This is a genomic window from Streptomyces sp. NPDC048416 (assembly GCF_043200435.1).
Classification (GTDB): domain Bacteria; phylum Actinomycetota; class Actinomycetes; order Streptomycetales; family Streptomycetaceae; genus Streptomyces.
Genome location: NZ_JBICXU010000006.1, coordinates 136,587 through 151,962, shown reverse-complemented (window position 1 = coordinate 151,962; position 15,376 = coordinate 136,587). Strand labels below are relative to the sequence as shown.

Annotated in this window: 14 protein-coding genes; 11 read left to right on the top strand and 3 right to left on the bottom strand. The window is 71.9% G+C overall.

Going from position 1 to position 15,376, the window contains the following annotated elements; translation table 11 throughout:
• The first annotated feature begins 151 nt into the window (after positions 1–151).
• From ACGFW5_RS10680 to ACGFW5_RS10670, 3 genes are all read left to right on the top strand, one after another.
• The gene (locus tag ACGFW5_RS10680; RefSeq protein ID WP_393833826.1) at positions 152–979 is read left to right on the top strand and encodes a glycerophosphodiester phosphodiesterase; all 828 of its coding nucleotides are present in this window, start codon (positions 152–154) and stop codon (positions 977–979) included.
• A gap of 53 nt (positions 980–1,032) precedes the next feature.
• Positions 1,033–1,644, top strand: coding sequence for an ATP-binding protein (locus ACGFW5_RS10675; protein ID WP_393833825.1), 612 nt, complete (start codon positions 1,033–1,035; stop codon positions 1,642–1,644).
• Positions 1,645–1,983: 339 nt separating this feature from the next.
• On the top strand, positions 1,984–2,949 hold the full coding sequence (locus ACGFW5_RS10670) for a DUF5926 family protein (RefSeq protein ID WP_393833824.1): 966 nt from the start codon (positions 1,984–1,986) through the stop codon (positions 2,947–2,949).
• Positions 2,950–3,143: 194 nt separating this feature from the next.
• On the opposite strand, the gene ACGFW5_RS10665 is transcribed toward ACGFW5_RS10670, so the two are convergent.
• Together ACGFW5_RS10665 and ACGFW5_RS10660 are read right to left on the bottom strand one after the other, a co-directional pair.
• Positions 3,144–3,686 (bottom strand): hypothetical protein, encoded by a 543-nt coding sequence (locus tag ACGFW5_RS10665; protein WP_393833823.1) that lies wholly within the window; start codon positions 3,684–3,686, stop codon positions 3,144–3,146.
• A gap of 265 nt (positions 3,687–3,951) precedes the next feature.
• Positions 3,952–4,614: a bifunctional DNA primase/polymerase gene (locus ACGFW5_RS10660; RefSeq protein WP_393833822.1), complete on the bottom strand. Its 663-nt coding sequence runs from the start codon at positions 4,612–4,614 to the stop codon at positions 3,952–3,954.
• A gap of 439 nt (positions 4,615–5,053) precedes the next feature.
• On the opposite strand from ACGFW5_RS10660, the gene ACGFW5_RS10655 reads away from it, so the two are divergent.
• Positions 5,054–6,541 (top strand): PP2C family protein-serine/threonine phosphatase, encoded by a 1,488-nt coding sequence (locus tag ACGFW5_RS10655; RefSeq protein ID WP_393833965.1) that lies wholly within the window; start codon positions 5,054–5,056, stop codon positions 6,539–6,541.
• Between the two features lie 295 nt (positions 6,542–6,836).
• Entirely contained in the window at positions 6,837–8,312 is a 1,476-nt protein-coding gene (locus ACGFW5_RS10650; protein WP_393833821.1) for an aminopeptidase P family protein, read from the top strand.
• Positions 8,313–8,383: 71 nt separating this feature from the next.
• On the opposite strand, the gene ACGFW5_RS10645 is transcribed toward ACGFW5_RS10650, so the two are convergent.
• Positions 8,384–8,842, bottom strand: a complete 459-nt coding sequence (locus tag ACGFW5_RS10645) for an ATP-binding protein (RefSeq protein WP_393833820.1) — start codon at positions 8,840–8,842, stop codon at positions 8,384–8,386.
• Between the two features lie 259 nt (positions 8,843–9,101).
• Here ACGFW5_RS10645 and ACGFW5_RS10640 point away from each other — a divergent pair, with 259 nt between their 5' ends.
• The 6 genes from ACGFW5_RS10640 to efeB all read left to right on the top strand — a co-directional run bounded on the left by ACGFW5_RS10640 (position 9,102) and on the right by efeB (position 15,230).
• Positions 9,102–9,959, top strand: coding sequence for a hypothetical protein (locus tag ACGFW5_RS10640; RefSeq protein WP_393833819.1), 858 nt, complete (start codon positions 9,102–9,104; stop codon positions 9,957–9,959).
• A 106-nt stretch (positions 9,960–10,065) separates the two neighbouring features.
• Complete coding sequence (locus ACGFW5_RS10635) at positions 10,066–10,785, top strand: YcnI family protein (protein WP_393833818.1); 720 nt, start codon at positions 10,066–10,068, stop codon at positions 10,783–10,785.
• A 47-nt stretch (positions 10,786–10,832) separates the two neighbouring features.
• On the top strand, positions 10,833–11,492 hold the full coding sequence (locus tag ACGFW5_RS10630; RefSeq protein ID WP_393833817.1) for an SCO family protein: 660 nt from the start codon (positions 10,833–10,835) through the stop codon (positions 11,490–11,492).
• On the top strand, positions 11,489–11,950 hold the full coding sequence (locus ACGFW5_RS10625; protein WP_393833816.1) for a copper chaperone PCu(A)C: 462 nt from the start codon (positions 11,489–11,491) through the stop codon (positions 11,948–11,950). Before ACGFW5_RS10630 ends, ACGFW5_RS10625 begins: the two co-directional genes overlap by 4 nt.
• A gap of 26 nt (positions 11,951–11,976) precedes the next feature.
• Entirely contained in the window at positions 11,977–13,902 is a 1,926-nt protein-coding gene (locus ACGFW5_RS10620; RefSeq protein WP_393833815.1) for a copper resistance CopC/CopD family protein, read from the top strand.
• A gap of 11 nt (positions 13,903–13,913) precedes the next feature.
• Entirely contained in the window at positions 13,914–15,230 is a 1,317-nt protein-coding gene (gene efeB, locus ACGFW5_RS10615; protein ID WP_393833814.1) for an iron uptake transporter deferrochelatase/peroxidase subunit, read from the top strand.
• Positions 15,231–15,376: the final 146 nt, after the last annotated feature.

Genomic DNA, 15,376 nt, shown 5'->3' with positions numbered 1-15,376 from the left:
GCAACGACCATGGTGCGCCAAGGGTCCGACATCGGACCCCGCACCGTGCGGATGACTCCGCTCAGCTTTTCCCACCGCACGTCAGGCCACTGTAAGCAGGAGCTGTGTATTCGTGCGCCAACCTGTGACCCGGCGGTGGCACGATGACGCGGTGACCCAAGCACGGCAGCACAGCCCGCACACCCCCGACCCCGCCCGCGTCCAGGTGGTCGCCCACCGAGGAGCCTCCGAGGACGCCCCCGAGCACACGCTCGCCGCGTACATGAAGGCGATCGAGGACGGGGCCGACGCCCTGGAATGCGATGTCCGCCTCACCGCCGACGGCCACCTCGTCTGCGTCCACGACCGGCGTGTCAACCGCACCTCCAACGGCCGTGGCGCCGTGTCCACCCTGGAGCTCTCCGAACTCGCCGCGCTCGACTTCGGCTCCTGGAAGGACAGCGAGGAGAGCCCGGACTGGGGGGACCGCGAGTTCACCTCCGTCCTGACCCTGGAGCAGCTGCTCGAACTCGTCGCGGACGCCGGTCGCCGGGTCGAGCTGGCCATCGAGACCAAGCACCCCACCCGCTGGGCCGGCCAGGTCGAGGAGCGGCTGCTGCACCTCCTCAAGAGGTTCGGCCTCACTCAGCCGCCGCCGGCCGATGAAACCTCCCCGGTCCGCATCATGAGTTTCTCCGCGCGCTCCCTGCACCGGGTGGCGGCGGCCGCGCCCGACATCCCGACCGTCTACCTGATGCAGTTCCTGTCGCCGCGGCTGCGCGACGGACGGCTGCCGGCGGGCGCCCGGATCGCCGGCCCGGGCATGCGGATCGTGCGCAACCACCCCGCCTACATCGAGCGGTTGCACCGCGCGGGGCACCGGGTGCACGTCTGGACGGTGAACGAACCCGAGGACGTGGACCTGTGCGTAAGCCTCGGAGTGGAGGCAATCATCACCAACCGCCCGAAACAGGTCTTGTCCCAACTGGGCCGGATGTAACGCCCCTTACAGGGTGTGCACCGGCGCGTTCGCTCCGTGGGCGACCGTGACGAATGCGTCGCCCGGCGCCGGTTGGCCGGTTTCCGGTCCAGTCCATTGGGGCATCCACACCGTGGCGTGGGGCGAAGGAGGTCTCGGGGGTGGCGTTGGTGGTGGCACAGGAGGTGCCCACGTCGTCGAGCATGGCCGTATCCCATGGCCCTGCGGGCGTGGGCAAGGCACGACACCGGATGCGCGAGCAGCTGCTCGGCAACGGAGTGTCCGAGCCGGTCGTCGACGATGCCGTTCTGATCCTTTCCGAACTGCTCAGCAACGCCTGCCGGCACGGCAGACCGCTGGGGCGGGCCGACATAGGTGAGGGCGACATCAAGGCGGCCTGGCACATCGACACGGCGGGGCGGCTGACCGTCGAGGTCACGGACGGAGGCGGCCCGACACGGCCCGTCCCGGCCACTCCGTCGGTGACCGCGCGCGGCGGCCGGGGGCTGAACATCATCAGCGCTCTCGCCCAGGACTGGGGTGTGCGGGACAGCGCGTCCGGCGAGGTCACGGTGTGGGTGATCATCACGGCGGCGCACCGTCACGACGATTTCGCTACGCGCGTCGCAGGACCGGCGACGGTGGCGGGCCTTGAGTTCGCGGACGCCTTCGACGACCTGGACTGAGAGCGGCCCGCCCGGAACGGAGGCCGCCCGGCCGGGGCGCCCGATCGGCTCCGGTGGGGCGGGTGGCCGGCTCCGGCGGGACGGATGGCCGACACCGGCCCGGGGCGGGTGACCGACACCGGCCCGGGGCGGGTGACCGACACCGGCCCGGGGCGGGTGACCGACACCGGCCCGGGGTGGATGGCCGCACCGGCAGGACGGTGACCAACACTGGCCCAAGGTGAATGGCCGCACCGCCGGGGCGGGTGGCCGACGCCGCCGCCTCCCGGCGGTTCCTACGGCTAGGCTCGCGCCCGACACAGCGACACCGCACCACCGCAGTCGGGAGAGAGCCACACCATGGCCAAGAAGCGTCCGCAGACGAAGGCCGGCAAGCCGCAGATCAGCGACGGGGAGATTCCGGTCGTCGGGGCCCGCGAGCCCTGCCCCTGCGGCTCCGGCCGCCGTTACAAGGCGTGCCACGGACGCGCCGCGTCGCACGCCGTGACCGAGCTGGTCCAGCGTCCCTTCGAGGGCCTGGCCGGCGAGTGCGACTGGGTCGCGCTGCGCGAGCTGGTCCCCGCCGCCACCGTGCCGCTGACGCTGAAGGACGAGCTGCCCGACGGCGTGCCGTCCGTGACGCTCGCGACCGTGCTGCCCATGGCGTGGCCCGCGCTGCGCCGCGAGGACGGGTCGGTGCTGCTCGGCCTCCAGAACGACACGCCCTCCGGCGACCTGAGCCGCGACCTCGCCGACACGCTGCGCCGCGCCCTGGTGGCCGAGCCCGGCTCGCCGGTCGCCGCGCAGCGCGCCGAGCCGGACGGACCCCGCCTCCAGGACCTGCTCGACCCGGACGCCGCGTTCGAGCCGGAGGTGTACACGGGCTTCGAGTTCTGGGTGCCGGACGCCGAGAACGCCGCCGCCGAGGTCGCGGCCTCCCTGGAGCGGGCCAACGCCGCCGCGATCCCGACCGTACGGCTGACCTCGGTCGACTCCTCGTACTGGTGCGAGGCGCCCGAGAAGAACCACCTGCGGTGGGTCATGCCGCACCCCGAGGAGAAGCTGCTCGACGCGCTGGCCCGGCTGCACGCGGCCGGCACGTCCTCGCTCGGCGAGGGGACCCGGCTCGTCGGCTCCTTCCGGGCGCACGGCCTGACCGTGCCGGTCTGGGACCTGCCGTCCGGGATGACGGCCGAGGAGTGCGAGAAGCCGGCCGCCGCGTTCGCCGAGCGGCTTGCCGGGGCGCTCACGAACGAGGAGCCGCTGACCGCCGAGGAGCGCCGCGCCAGGGGCGGCCTCACCAACCGCCAAGTGACGCTCAGCTGAGAGTGACGACCGGGGCACCGACGGGCCGTGGACAGGTGACCCCTGTCACAACTCCCCGTTCCCAGAGGTGAATCGGTGTCTGAATTACCGAGATCGAATTTGCGAACGACCGATCTCTTGTTACGGTTCTAAGAGCCCGGTCGCTGGTGCATCCCCCGTCGCCAGCGATCGGGCCCTTCCATGTGCGGGCTCGTTCAACGAGCCGCGGGTTCTGTGGAGTTGCTGCCGGAACGCAACAGGAGCGGTGAGTCCTCCCCCTCCTCCGCGAACTCCGCCACCGCCGCATACGCTCCCGTCCCTGCTGTCCGTGCGGGGCCGCTCTGGTGCGGGGTTTCGCAGGAATTCGGCTGGTCGTCGGCCGCGACCTCGCAGTTCGTCTCCAGCGTCCGGCCGTCCGGGCCCATCAGTGTGAGCACGGAGCTCAGCTCCTCGCCGGTGGCGTTGCGGTAGTAGGTACGCGCCCAGGTCTCGCGCCCCTGGCTCAGTACACAGGTCTGCGCCTCGACTCCTTCGGGAGAGACCAGTTCGGGCCCGCACCGCGACGCCGTGTCCTGCGGGGACTTCGGCAGTGGCCTGTTCACCCGCGCGAGGACGTGAGCGAGGGGGCTTTTTGCGTCATCCGCCGCGCCTCCTTTCTCGGGCCCTCCCGCGGGCCCCGCCGAGGCGGCCAGTGGCAGCAGCACGGTGCCCACCACGACGGCCGCGAGTCCGGCCACGCGGAGGTGCTGGAGATTCATGGGGGACCCACTTGCCCTGGAATTCCGGATGGTGGGCCGAAGATATCCAGGGAAACCGGGCGCCCTGCGGTGCGCGCGCCCAATTCCCGTACAACCAGGGCCCGCTCGCACCCGAAAGAGTGAAGGCGGCTCGGGAACCGAACCGCCTTCTCGCTCATTGGGCAGGCCCGGGCCCGCATGTGCCACGGACCCGCCCCGCACCCGTCGCCATGCCCTCCGTACGCCTGTCGGCTCCCGCCGTCAGGGCTCCGGCCGGCTCCCGCCGTCAGTACGCCAGCCGGCTCCCGCCGTCCGGTGCACTGGTGCTGGCCTCCACCAGCGCGTCCACCACCGCCTCCACGTCCGGCAGCCAGGGCCCGGTGGAGCCCAGCGGGGGCCGCTCCCAGCGGACCTGCCCCGTGCCGGTCCCCGAAGGCGGCAGCACCAGATATCCGCCCTCGCTGTGGAAGCGCAGCGAACTGGGCACCCAGTCCTTGGAGTACAGGAGCTCGCCCAGGCGTTCCATCGAGTACGGCGCCACCAGGAGCGACCACCGGGTGGGGCTCGCCACGACCGGGCCGAGCCGCACGCCCATGGCGTCCAGGGCGGCGAGCGCCCGGGCCCCGGCGTCGGCCGGGAGGCTGATGGCGCAGGGTGCGCCGGCGCCGGTGGCGAGCAGGACCGGCGCGGTCGGCCGGTTCGTCCACCACCAGCGGATCATGCGCTCGTCGGTGGTCGCCGCGAGCAGCACGGGGTCGAAGGGGTGCGCCCCCGGCACCACACATTCAGGGTCGGGGCAGGCACAGCCGCGGCCGTCCCCGGCCAGTCCCACACCGGGGAGCACGGGCCATTTGCATCGGGTCGCACAGGTCAGCGCGGCGCCGAGCTGAGCAGCCCTCTCACTGCGCCAAAACCGGAACCTGCGTCGCCTTCCGAGGATCTCGCGCATGGGCGCTCGTTCCTTTCCGTTGAACGCCGAGTCCACATCACACCGTGTGTGCACAATTTGTCTGCGCGTACTTGCTCCGTGAGCAGGCGGTGGGGGTGCCCGCCGAGATGGATCATGGGCCATCACCTCGGGTGGCGACGGCCACTGCCCGTAACCATTTAAAGCATGGCGAAGGGTGGCGCGTGCATGGCGCTTGCCGTCCTGCGGGCAAAAACCCCGCCGCTCGGGGATGAGGCGGGCCGGTCGGCACTTAAGACGCCCAGGCCGACCGCAAGGTTCCGCGGCATCCTCAACTGCCCCGGACCACACCGATTACGTACCCAACGCGGTTGAAACGACGCACAGTTGAACGTTGTCAGTCGACCCCAAGGCTGGGCCACCAGGGTCATTTTTTGGCCAAGTTGGACGCCCCACGGACACCAATAGTCCCGCTATGACAATGCTGGACATCCCCTCACTTGTGCGTGTACATGTGGATGCATTGATAGCGGCGCAGAATGACATGGGGGTTTGCGATGCTATTGCGCAAAATCGACCAGTCGGAAAGCCGGCAGCCATGAGCGCCCCACACCTGCCGAAAGTGGCTGGAATCAATCCAGCTGTTCCGCCTCCGGCGCACACTCACGCGCCCCTGCCCTCACCCGTCGCCCAGACCCCACCCGGTGCGATGCTCCAGGACCGGCTCGCCGGCTGGGTCTCCGACCTCACCACGCTGCACGAACTCACCGAACGGCTGGCCCGCACCACCGCGCTCGACGCCGCCCTCGACGAACTCCTCAAGGCGGGCGCCGCCCTGGTCGGCGCGCGGCGCGGCCTGGTCGTCATGGAACCCGCGGACGGGCTCGGCCCCGCCGTCACCACCGGCCTCGGGCTCGCCCACGCCGACCTCGGCCACATCGAGACCGTGCCGCGCAGCGCCACCGCGTACGGCCGGATCCTGGACGGGCTGCCCGGTGCCGACGGCGGGCCCGACCTCATGACGGACCCGGACGGCCTCGACCCCCGCCACCGCGAGGTCGCCGCCCGCCTCGGCTACGCCGCCAGCTACGCGCTGCCCCTCACCACCGAAGGCGCGGGCCGGCTCGGCGCCGCCGTCTGGTTCTACGACGAGAGCGCGGAGCCCGTCGAGCGCCAACAGCACCTGGTCGGCCTCTACATCCGCTACGCCGCCGAACACGTGGCCCGCCTCGTCGAGCTCGAACGCGCCCGCACCCACATGGCGACCGTCGCCGAGGAGCTGCTGCCCAGCCGGCTGCCCCGCGTCGCCCGCGTCCAGCTCGCCGCCCGGCACCGCACCGGGCCGCGGGGCGGCGGCGACTGGTACGACGCGCTGCCGCTGCCCGAGGGCGCGCTCGGCCTCGCGGTCGGCTCCGTCACCGGGTCGGGCCCGAGCGCCGTGGCCGCGATGGGCCGGCTGCGCGCGAGCCTTCGGGCGTACGCCGTCATGGAGGGCGAGGACCCCGTCGCGGTCCTCTCCGACCTCGAACTGCTGCTGCGCCTGACCGAGCCCGCCCGCTCGGCCACCGCCCTGTTCGCCTACTGCGAGCCCGCCCGGCGCACCATCGTGCTCGCCGGGGCCGGGCATGCCCCGCCCCTGATCATCGGGGAGCGGCGCACCGAGTTCATCGAGACCTCCCTCTCGGCGCCGCTGGGCATGCTGGCCTGCTGGGAGGCGCCGAGCGTGGAGGTCGCTCCCGGCCCAGGAGAAACGGTGCTGCTGTACACGGACGGCCTGCTGCGCCGCACCGGCGACCCCATGGACCGGGCCTTCGCCCGGCTGCACGCGGCCGCGGCGAGCGTCCCCAAGACGGTGCGCGACGACCCGGACGCCGTGCTCGACCACGTGCTGCGCACCGTGCTGCCCGACGGTCTCGACGAGCGGGACGACGCCGAGGACGTGGTGATGCTGGCCGCCCGCTTCGCCTAGGGGGTGTCTGGTGGATCAGGGTCGGTCAGGGCGCGGCGTCTGGTGCGGTGCATCGCAAGGCGCCGGAACGGCTTGATAGCGGAGCTATCGGGGCGTTTCGGCAACGCCGCGAGGTGCCGTGCCAGACGCCGCGCCCCCGGCCATGGTCCACCAGACACCCCCTAGTGGCGCCGCCCGAAGTAACAGGCACTACGGCCCTGGACCCTTTTCCGCACGCCCGTACGATGGGTGATGGTTCCCCGTGATCTCTTCCCAGCCCCGGGGGAGTCCGACGTCGTACTAGTGGAGGCAGACCGTGGCCGACCAGCTCACCCCGGAGACCCCGGAGATCCCGGAAGAAGCGGACGAGCAGCCGATCCAGCAGCGGAAGAACGGCCTGTACCCGGGCGTGTCCGACGAGCTGGCCGAGAACATGAAGTCCGGCTGGGCCGACACCGAGCTGCACGGCCTGGAGCCGATCGCGCAGGCCGGCCACACCGCCGACCGCCGCGCCGCGCTCTCCCGGCGCTTCCCGGGCGAGCGTCTGGTGATCCCCGCGGGCAACCTGAAGACCCGCTCGAACGACACCGAGTACAGCTTCCGCGCCTCGACCGAGTACGCGTACCTGACCGGCGACCAGACCGAGGACGGCGTGCTCGTCCTGGAGCCGGCCGGCGACGGGCACGAGGCGACGCTCTACCTGCTGCCCCGCTCCAACCGCGAGAACGGTGAGTTCTGGCTGTCCGGCACGGGCGAGCTGTGGGTCGGCAGGCGCCACTCGCTGGCCGAGGCCGAGCAGCTGCTCGGGCTGCCCGCCAAGGACGTCCGCGAGCTGGCCGCCGCCCTGACCGAGGCCACGGGCCCGGTCCGGTGCGTACGCGGTCATGACGCGTCCATCGAGGCCGCGCTCACCGACAAGGTCACCGCCGAGCGCGACGAAGAGCTGCGGGTGTACCTGTCCGAGGCGCGCCTGGTGAAGGACGCGTTTGAGATCGCGGAGCTGCAAAAGGCGTGCGACTCGACCGCGCGCGGCTTCGAGGACGTCGTGAAGGTGCTCGACAAGGCCGAGGCGACCAGCGAGCGCTACATCGAAGGAACGTTCTTCCTGCGCGCCCGCGTCGAGGGCAACGACATCGGCTACGGCTCGATCTGCGCCGCGGGCCCGCACGCCACCACCCTGCACTGGGTGCGCAACAACGGCGAGGTCCGCTCCGGCGACCTGCTGCTGCTCGACGCCGGCGTGGAGACCAACGAGCTCTACACCGCCGACATCACCCGCACCCTGCCGATCAACGGCACCTTCTCGCCGCTCCAGCGCAAGATCTACGACGCGGTGTACGAGGCCCAGGAGGCCGGTATCGCGGCCGTCAAGCCGGGCGCCGCCTACCGCGACTTCCACGACGCAGCCCAGCGCGTGCTCGCGGAGAAGCTGGTCGCGTGGGGGCTGTGCGGCGACCTGGACGTCGAGAAGGTCCTGGAGCTCGGCCTCCAGCGCCGCTGGACGCTGCACGGCACCGGCCACATGCTCGGCATGGACGTCCACGACTGCGCGGCCGCGCGCACCGAGACGTACGTCGGCGGCGACCTGGAGCCGGGCATGTGCCTCACGGTCGAGCCGGGTCTGTACTTCCAGGCGGACGACCTGACCGTGCCCGAGGAGTACCGCGGCATCGGCGTGCGGATCGAGGACGACATCCTGGTCACCGAGGACGGCCATGTGAACCTGTCCGCCGCGCTGCCGCGCCGCGCGGACGAGGTCGAGGCGTGGATGGCGCAGGTCAAGCAGGCCTGATCCACCGGCTTCCGCCACCCGGCGGGGCCGGCCGCCGGCCCGCCGTCGCGTGCGTCACGGGGGCGCGCCGCTCAGGACACCTTGAGCAGCGCGCCCTCGCGCCATTTGAGGATCTTGTCGAAGCTGACCACCGCGCCCCGGCCCGGCCGGTTCCTGAAGTGCACATGGTCGGCGAGCTGTTCGATCAGGCCGAGGCCCCTGCCGTGTTCGGGCAGACAGCCGGTTCTGGACGGCACCGCGGTGCGCCGGGCACGCCGTGCGGGGAAGCCCGGGCCCGAGTCGGCGACCTCGATGCGGCACTTCTCGCCGTCGAGGTAGGCCGTCACCCGGTACGCCGCCGACGCGCCCCCCGACACCGTGTCCCCGCCGTGTTCGACCGCGTTCGCACAGGCTTCGCTGAGCGCGACCGACAGGTCGTAGGAGATGTCGGGGTCGACCCCGGCGGTCTCCATGGTGCCGAGCAGAAGACGACGGGCGAGCGGCACGCTCGCGGCCTCACGCCGCAAGTGGAGGGACCACCAGATGCTCATGCTCCAGCCTCCTGGCTGCGGCGCTGTGGCTCGACATAGTCCTTCTCTCTACGGGCGCAGTATTGCCGCAACTACTCGCCCGTAAGCGCCCTCTTGACGTGATGGCGCCCGTTCGGCGGATGTACGCGCCCCTCACGCCGGTGTAAAGCCCCCTGGAACCCCCTCGTCCGCCACGCCCGGAACCGGTCACCTGAACCAAAGGCGACCTTTTGGACCTGCCGTAGGGAGCGGGTAAGCCCAGTGCGATGATGGCCCCGCCATGTCTTCCCTCCACGCTCCAGCAGGCGCCGGTCTCCGGCTGCTCAGAGCCGCGGTGTTCGCCGCGGTCTGCGTCGTGCTGTCCGCGATGGGGCACGTCATGGCGGCCTGTGCGACCGTCCCCTGGTGGACGCTGCTCGCCGGCTTCCTCGGCCTGTTCGCGGTCGTGGCCCCGCTCGCCGGGCGGGAGCGCTCGCTGCCCTCCATCGCGGGCGCACTCGCGATCGGACAGCTCGGCCTGCACACCCTGTTCGGCGTCGGCCAGCACACGGCGGCCGCCTCCGGCGACGGATCCACCGGCGACCTCCCGCTGATCCGGTTCGCCGGGCATCTTCTCTGCGGCGCCGGTGCGGCCCCGCTCAGCGCGGCGGACGCCCAGCGCATCGTGAGCAACGCGGGCATCGACCCGTCAAGGATCACCGCCTCCGGCCACGCCGCCGGGCCCGGCATGGCCCAGATGGCCGACCTGATGCCGGGCATGACAGGGACAGGGCCGGCCTCCGCGCACTCGGCCTCGCTCGCCGCCTCGCTGTTGCCCACCCTGCCCATGCTGCTCTGCCACCTGCTGGCCGCGCTCGCCACGGGGTGGCTGCTGCGGCGCGGCGAGGCCGCCCTGTTCGGCGCGGTACGGCTGGCCGCCGAGTCCGTCACGGTCGCGGCGCAGGACACCTTCGTACGCTGTCTGCGCCGCGCCCTGTCCTTCGCCGCCGCACTGTGCGCCGGCCTCCTCGCGGCGGCCGGACAGGGCCCCCGCGTCCCCCTCGCGGACCCCCGCGGGACGCCTGCCCCGTCCGGGGCGGCACTTCAGCACTCGGTGATCAGGCGCGGGCCGCCCGCGGCGTACGCCCTCACGGCCTGAACGCGGCCCACTCCTCTCACGTACCGCAGGAGTGGTGTCGCGGATCCCCGCGCACCCGTGCGCGGTGGACGTCCCCACCCTTCCTGCTCATTGGAGTGTCTTCGCCATGAACGCTGCCCGTACGCGCACCCGTATCGCCCTCGTCGGCTCCGTCGCCGCCGGCTCCGTCCTGCTGCTCTCGGGAACGGCCTTCGCCCACGTCACCGTGCAGCCCGAGGGAGCAGCCGCCAAGGGCGGTTACGCCGTCGTCGACTTCAAGGTGCCCAACGAACGCGACAACGCCAAGACGGTGAAGGTCGAGGTCAACTTCCCGACCGACCACCCGCTGGCCTCCGTCATGCCGGAGCCGGTACCGGGCTGGAACGTCGAGGTCACCAAGTCCAAGCTCGACAAGCCACTGACCGTGCACGGCAAGCAGATCAACGAAGCCGTCACCAAGGTGACGTGGAGCGGCGGCACCATCGAAGCCGGCCAGTTCCAGAAGTTCCCGCTGTCCATCGGCTCGCTGCCCACCGACACCGACCAGCTCGTCTTCAAGGCCCTCCAGACGTACTCCAACAACGAGGTCGTGCGCTGGATCGAGGAGCCGAAGCAGGGCGCCGCCGAGCCCGCGAACCCGGCGCCCACGCTCAAGCTGACGGCCGCCGCCGCGGACAACGGCGGCGCGGCGCCCGCCGACGCCAAGAGCGCGGCCGGCCAGAAGGCCTCGGCGTCGTCCTCCTCGGACACCGACACCACGGCCCGCATCCTGGCGGTCGTGGGCATCGTCGTGGGCGCCGCAGGTGTGGCCTTCGGCGTGTTCGCCGGCCGACGCCGCTCCGCCTGACCCGCCCCCTGCACCCCTTCGATCGCCAGAGACCGGAACATCACCTCATGCGCACCAAGACCGCGCTGACTGCCGCCGCCCTCGCGGTGGCAGCGGCGCTCACCCTGACCGCGTGCGGCAGCAGCGGTGACGGCGGCTCCGACAGCCCCGTCGCCGATGTCTCCGTCCCCCCGAAGACCCAGGCCGCGACCCTGCTCGACCGGCCGTTCGCCAAGCCCGACTTCGTCCTCACGGACACCAACGGCAAGAAGTTCGACTTCCGAGCCGAAACCAAGGGCAAGCCGACGCTCATCTACTTCGGCTACACCCACTGCCCGGACGTCTGCCCGCTCACCATGGGCAACATCGCCGTCGCCAAGAAGTCGCTGCCCAAGGCCGACCAGGACAAGCTCCAGGTCGTCTTCGTGACCACCGACCCCGAGCGTGACACCCCCGCCTCGCTCGGCACGTGGCTCAAGGGCCAGGACCCGTCCTTCATCGGCCTGACCGGCGACTTCGCCACCATCCAGAAGGGTGCGCGCGCGATCGGCATCGGCATCGACCCGGCCACCAAGGACAAGGACGGCAAGGTCGTCTCGATGCACGGGGCCCAGGTCATCGCCTTCTCCCCCAAGACCGACCAGGGCTACGTCCTGTACGGCGAGGACGCCACCATCGCCGACTACACCAAGGACCTGCCGAAGATCATCAAGGGGGAGAACCCGTGAACCGCCGCACCACCCGCTCGACCGTCGCCGCCGTCATAGCCCTGTCCGCGGGCCTCGTACTCGCGGGTTGCTCCGACAGCGCGGAGGCCACGCCGAAGCTCCAGGTGAGCGACGCGTTCATGCCGGCGCCGACCAGCGACATGGCCGGCGGTTTCCTGGTCGTCAAGAACGACAGCAAGACCGCCGACAAGCTCACCAAGGTCACCAGCGACCTCTCCGACGACATCACGATCCACGAGACGAAGAACCAGAAGATGCAGGAGGTGAAGTCCTTCGACATCCCCGCGAACGGCGAACTGGACCTCGAACGCGGTGGCAGCCACATCATGTTCATGGGTCTCAAGAAGAAGCCGACGCAGGGCGAGAAGGTCGCCATCGAGCTGCACTTCGAGAAGGCAGGCACGGTCAAGGTCGACCTTCCCGTGAAGGAAGCCACCTACAACCCGAAGCACCACTGAGGCCCAGAGGGACGTGAGGGACTGACATGACGGCCACCGCCCCGCCCCTTCGAACCACCACGAGCCGGCCCCTGGCGCGGCTGGTGCTCGTCACGGTGGCGCTGCTCGGCGCGCTGTTCGCGGGCGCCGCACCCGCGTCCGCGCACGCCGCACTGACCGGCAGCGACCCGAAGGAAGGGGCGGTGGTCGCGACCGCCCCCGCCCAAGTCGCCCTCACGTTCTCCGAGGGCGTCGCCCTCGACGCCAACTCCATCCGCGTCCTTGATCCCACGGGCAAGCGCTCCGACACCGCCGAACTGGTCAACCTGTGCAGCGGCGACGTCGTCAAGTACGGCGTCCGGCTGCGCACCGGCATCCCCAACGGCACCTACACCGTGGCCTGGCAGGCCATCTCCGCCGACAGCCACCCGGTCTCCGGCGCCTTCACCTTCTCCATCGGCGCCCCGTCCGCGACTGCCGCTGTGCTGCCCAGCCAGGAGGCGGGCGGCGGCCTCGTCGGCGTCCTGTACGGCATCGCGCGCTACGCGGCGTACGCCGGCTTCGTGCTCCTCGTCGGCGGCGCGGCCTTCGTGCTGGCCTGCTGGCGCCGGGGCGCGAGCGTCGGCCCGGTGCAGCGCGTCGTCGTCGGCGGCTGGCTCACGATGACCGCCGCCACCCTCGCGATGCTGCTGCTCCGCACCCCCTACACCGGCTCCGGCAAGCTCTCGGACGCCTTCGACCTGGGCGGGCTTCGGGCCGTCCTGGAGACCAAACCGGGCGCGGCGCTCGTGTCGCGGCTGCTGCTGCTCGGCGCCGCCGCCCTGTTCGTGTCCGTGCTGTTCGGCGCGTACGCCAGGCGGGACGAGGAGAGCGAGCAGGACGAGAAGCAGGACCTCACCTTCGGCCTTGCCATCGGCGGCGCCGTGGTCGCCGCCGGGCTCGCCGCGACATGGGCCCTGGCCGAACACGCCTCCACCGGCCTCCAGCCCGGCATCGCCATGCCCGTCGACGTGCTGCATCTGCTGGCCGTGGCGGCCTGGCTCGGCGGACTCGCCACGCTGCTCGTCGCACTCCACCGCGTCCCGGACATCGAGCGCGCGGCGGTCAGGCGGTTCTCACGCGTGGCGTTCACCAGTGTGAGCGTCCTCGCGGCGACCGGCCTCTACCAGTCCTGGCGCCAGGTCGGCACCTGGTCGGCGCTCGTCGACACCACGTACGGGCAGCTGCTGCTCGTCAAGGTCGCCCTGGTGGGCGTCCTGGTCGGGACCGCTTCGGTGTCCAAGCGGTGGACCGCGCGCCTGTCGGAGCGCCCGGCGCCGCAGGCCGAGACCGCCGCGCTCGTCGAGCAGCGGGCCGGCGAACCGGAGCCCGTCACCGTCCCCGACGACGGCAAGGACGCCAAGCGGGCGGCCCAACTCGCGCGCCAGCGGGCCGCGATGAGCACCGCACGCGAGAAGCGGGCGCGCGACGCCGACCCCGGCCGCAGCGGGCTGCGCCGCACGGTCCTGGCCGAGGCCGGGGTCGCCGTGGTGCTGCTCGGCGTGACGACCGTGCTCACCTCGACCGAGCCGGCCCGTACCCAGGAGGCCGTGGACCGCCTGAAGGCCGGGTCCCAGGTCGCCGTCGCGGACCGGCCCGTGGACATCCGGCTGCCGTTCGACACCGGCGGCCAGAACGGCAAGGGCACCGTCCAGCTCACCCTCGACCCGGGCCGCACCGGCGCCAACGACCTGCGCGTCAATCTGGAGGACCCGGCGGGCAAGCCGAAGGACGTCCCCGAGGTGAAGGTCGCCTTCACGCTGGCCGCGAAGTCCGTCGGCCCGCTGCCCGTCGTGCCCGACCGCGTGAGCGCCGGACACTGGAGCGCGAGCGGCGTGCAGATCCCGATGGCGGGCGACTGGCAGGTCTCGGTGACCGTACGCACCTCCGAGATCGATGAGACCACCGTGGACAAGAACGTCAAGATCGGCTGAGTTGAACTGACATGAGCGACACCAAGAACGCCGAGCAGGCCGGGCACTCCGAGCAGGCCGGGCACGACAAGCGGACCCCGGCCGCCCCCGCCGAGCCCGCCCTCGACATCTCCCGGCGCAGGCTGCTCGGCACCGTGGGCGCGGTGGGCGCGGCGGGTCTGGCCCTGGGCGCGGCGGGCGGCGCCGGCGCCTACGCGGCCGTCGCGACTCCGGACGACACCAGCCCGTTGACGTCGGTCGGTTCCACGGAGGTGATGTTTCACGGGAAACATCAAGCGGGGATCAGCACTCCGCTTCAGTCCACCGGCCATCTCATCGCCTTCGACCTCGCCCCCGGCGCCGGCCGCAAGGAGGCGGCCGCCCTCCTGCGGCGCTGGTCGGCCACGGCCGCCGCGCTGATGACCGGCGAGCCCGCGAGCAGCGGTGACACGGGGGTCGCCCTGGACGCCGGCCCCTCCTCTCTGACCGTCACCTTCGGCTTCGGCCACAGCTTCTTCGACCGTACGCAGCTGACCGACCGGCGCCCCACCCAGCTGGACCCGCTGCCCGACTTCTCCTCCGACCAGCTCGACCCCAAGCGCTCGAACGGCGATCTGTGGGTGCAGATCGGCGCGGACGACGCCCTCGTCGCCTTCCACGCGCTGCGCGCGATCCAGCAGGACGCCGGCTCCGCGGCGAAGGTGCGCTGGCAGATGAACGGCTTCAACCGCACCCCGGGCGCCACCAGGAAGCCGATGACCGCCCGCAATCTGATGGGCCAGATCGACGGCACCGGCAACCCCAAGGTCTCGGACACCGACTTCGAGCAGCGCATCTTCGTGCCGGACACCGGACAGCCGGCGTGGATGGCGGGTGGCTCCTACGCGGTCGTACGCCGGATCCGGATGCTCCTGGACACCTGGGAGAAGCTGCCGCTCACCGAGCAGGAGCAGGTGATCGGCCGCAAGAAGGCGAACGGCGCCCCTCTTTCGGGGGGTACGGAGACGACGGAGATGCGGCTCGACGCGTTCGGCCCGGACGGCAAGCTGCTTATCCCGGCGAACGCCCATGCCCGTATCGCCGCCCCGGAGCAGAACGGCGGCGCGGCCATGCTCCGGCGCGCCTTCTCCTACCACGACGGCGTCGCCGCGGACGGCGCCCCGGACGCGGGGCTGCTCTTCGTCTGCTGGCAGGCCGATCCGATCAGGGGATTCGTGCCGGTGCAGCGCAAGCTGGACCGGGGCGACGCGCTGTCGGCGTTCGTACGGCACGAGGCGAGCGGCCTGTTCGCGGTGCCGGGCGGCCCGCGGGCCGGGGAGTACGTGGGCCAGCGGCTCCTGGAGGGGTGAGCCGGGGCCTTCCCCACGGGGATCTGGGGCGCGTTGCGCGCCCGGAGGCGCGAGCCGGGGGCGCGAGCCGGGGGCGCCTTGCGCGAGAGCACGCCCGCCTGGTGGGACGGCCGCCCGAAGCGGTGGGTTCCGGTGACGACGGGCCA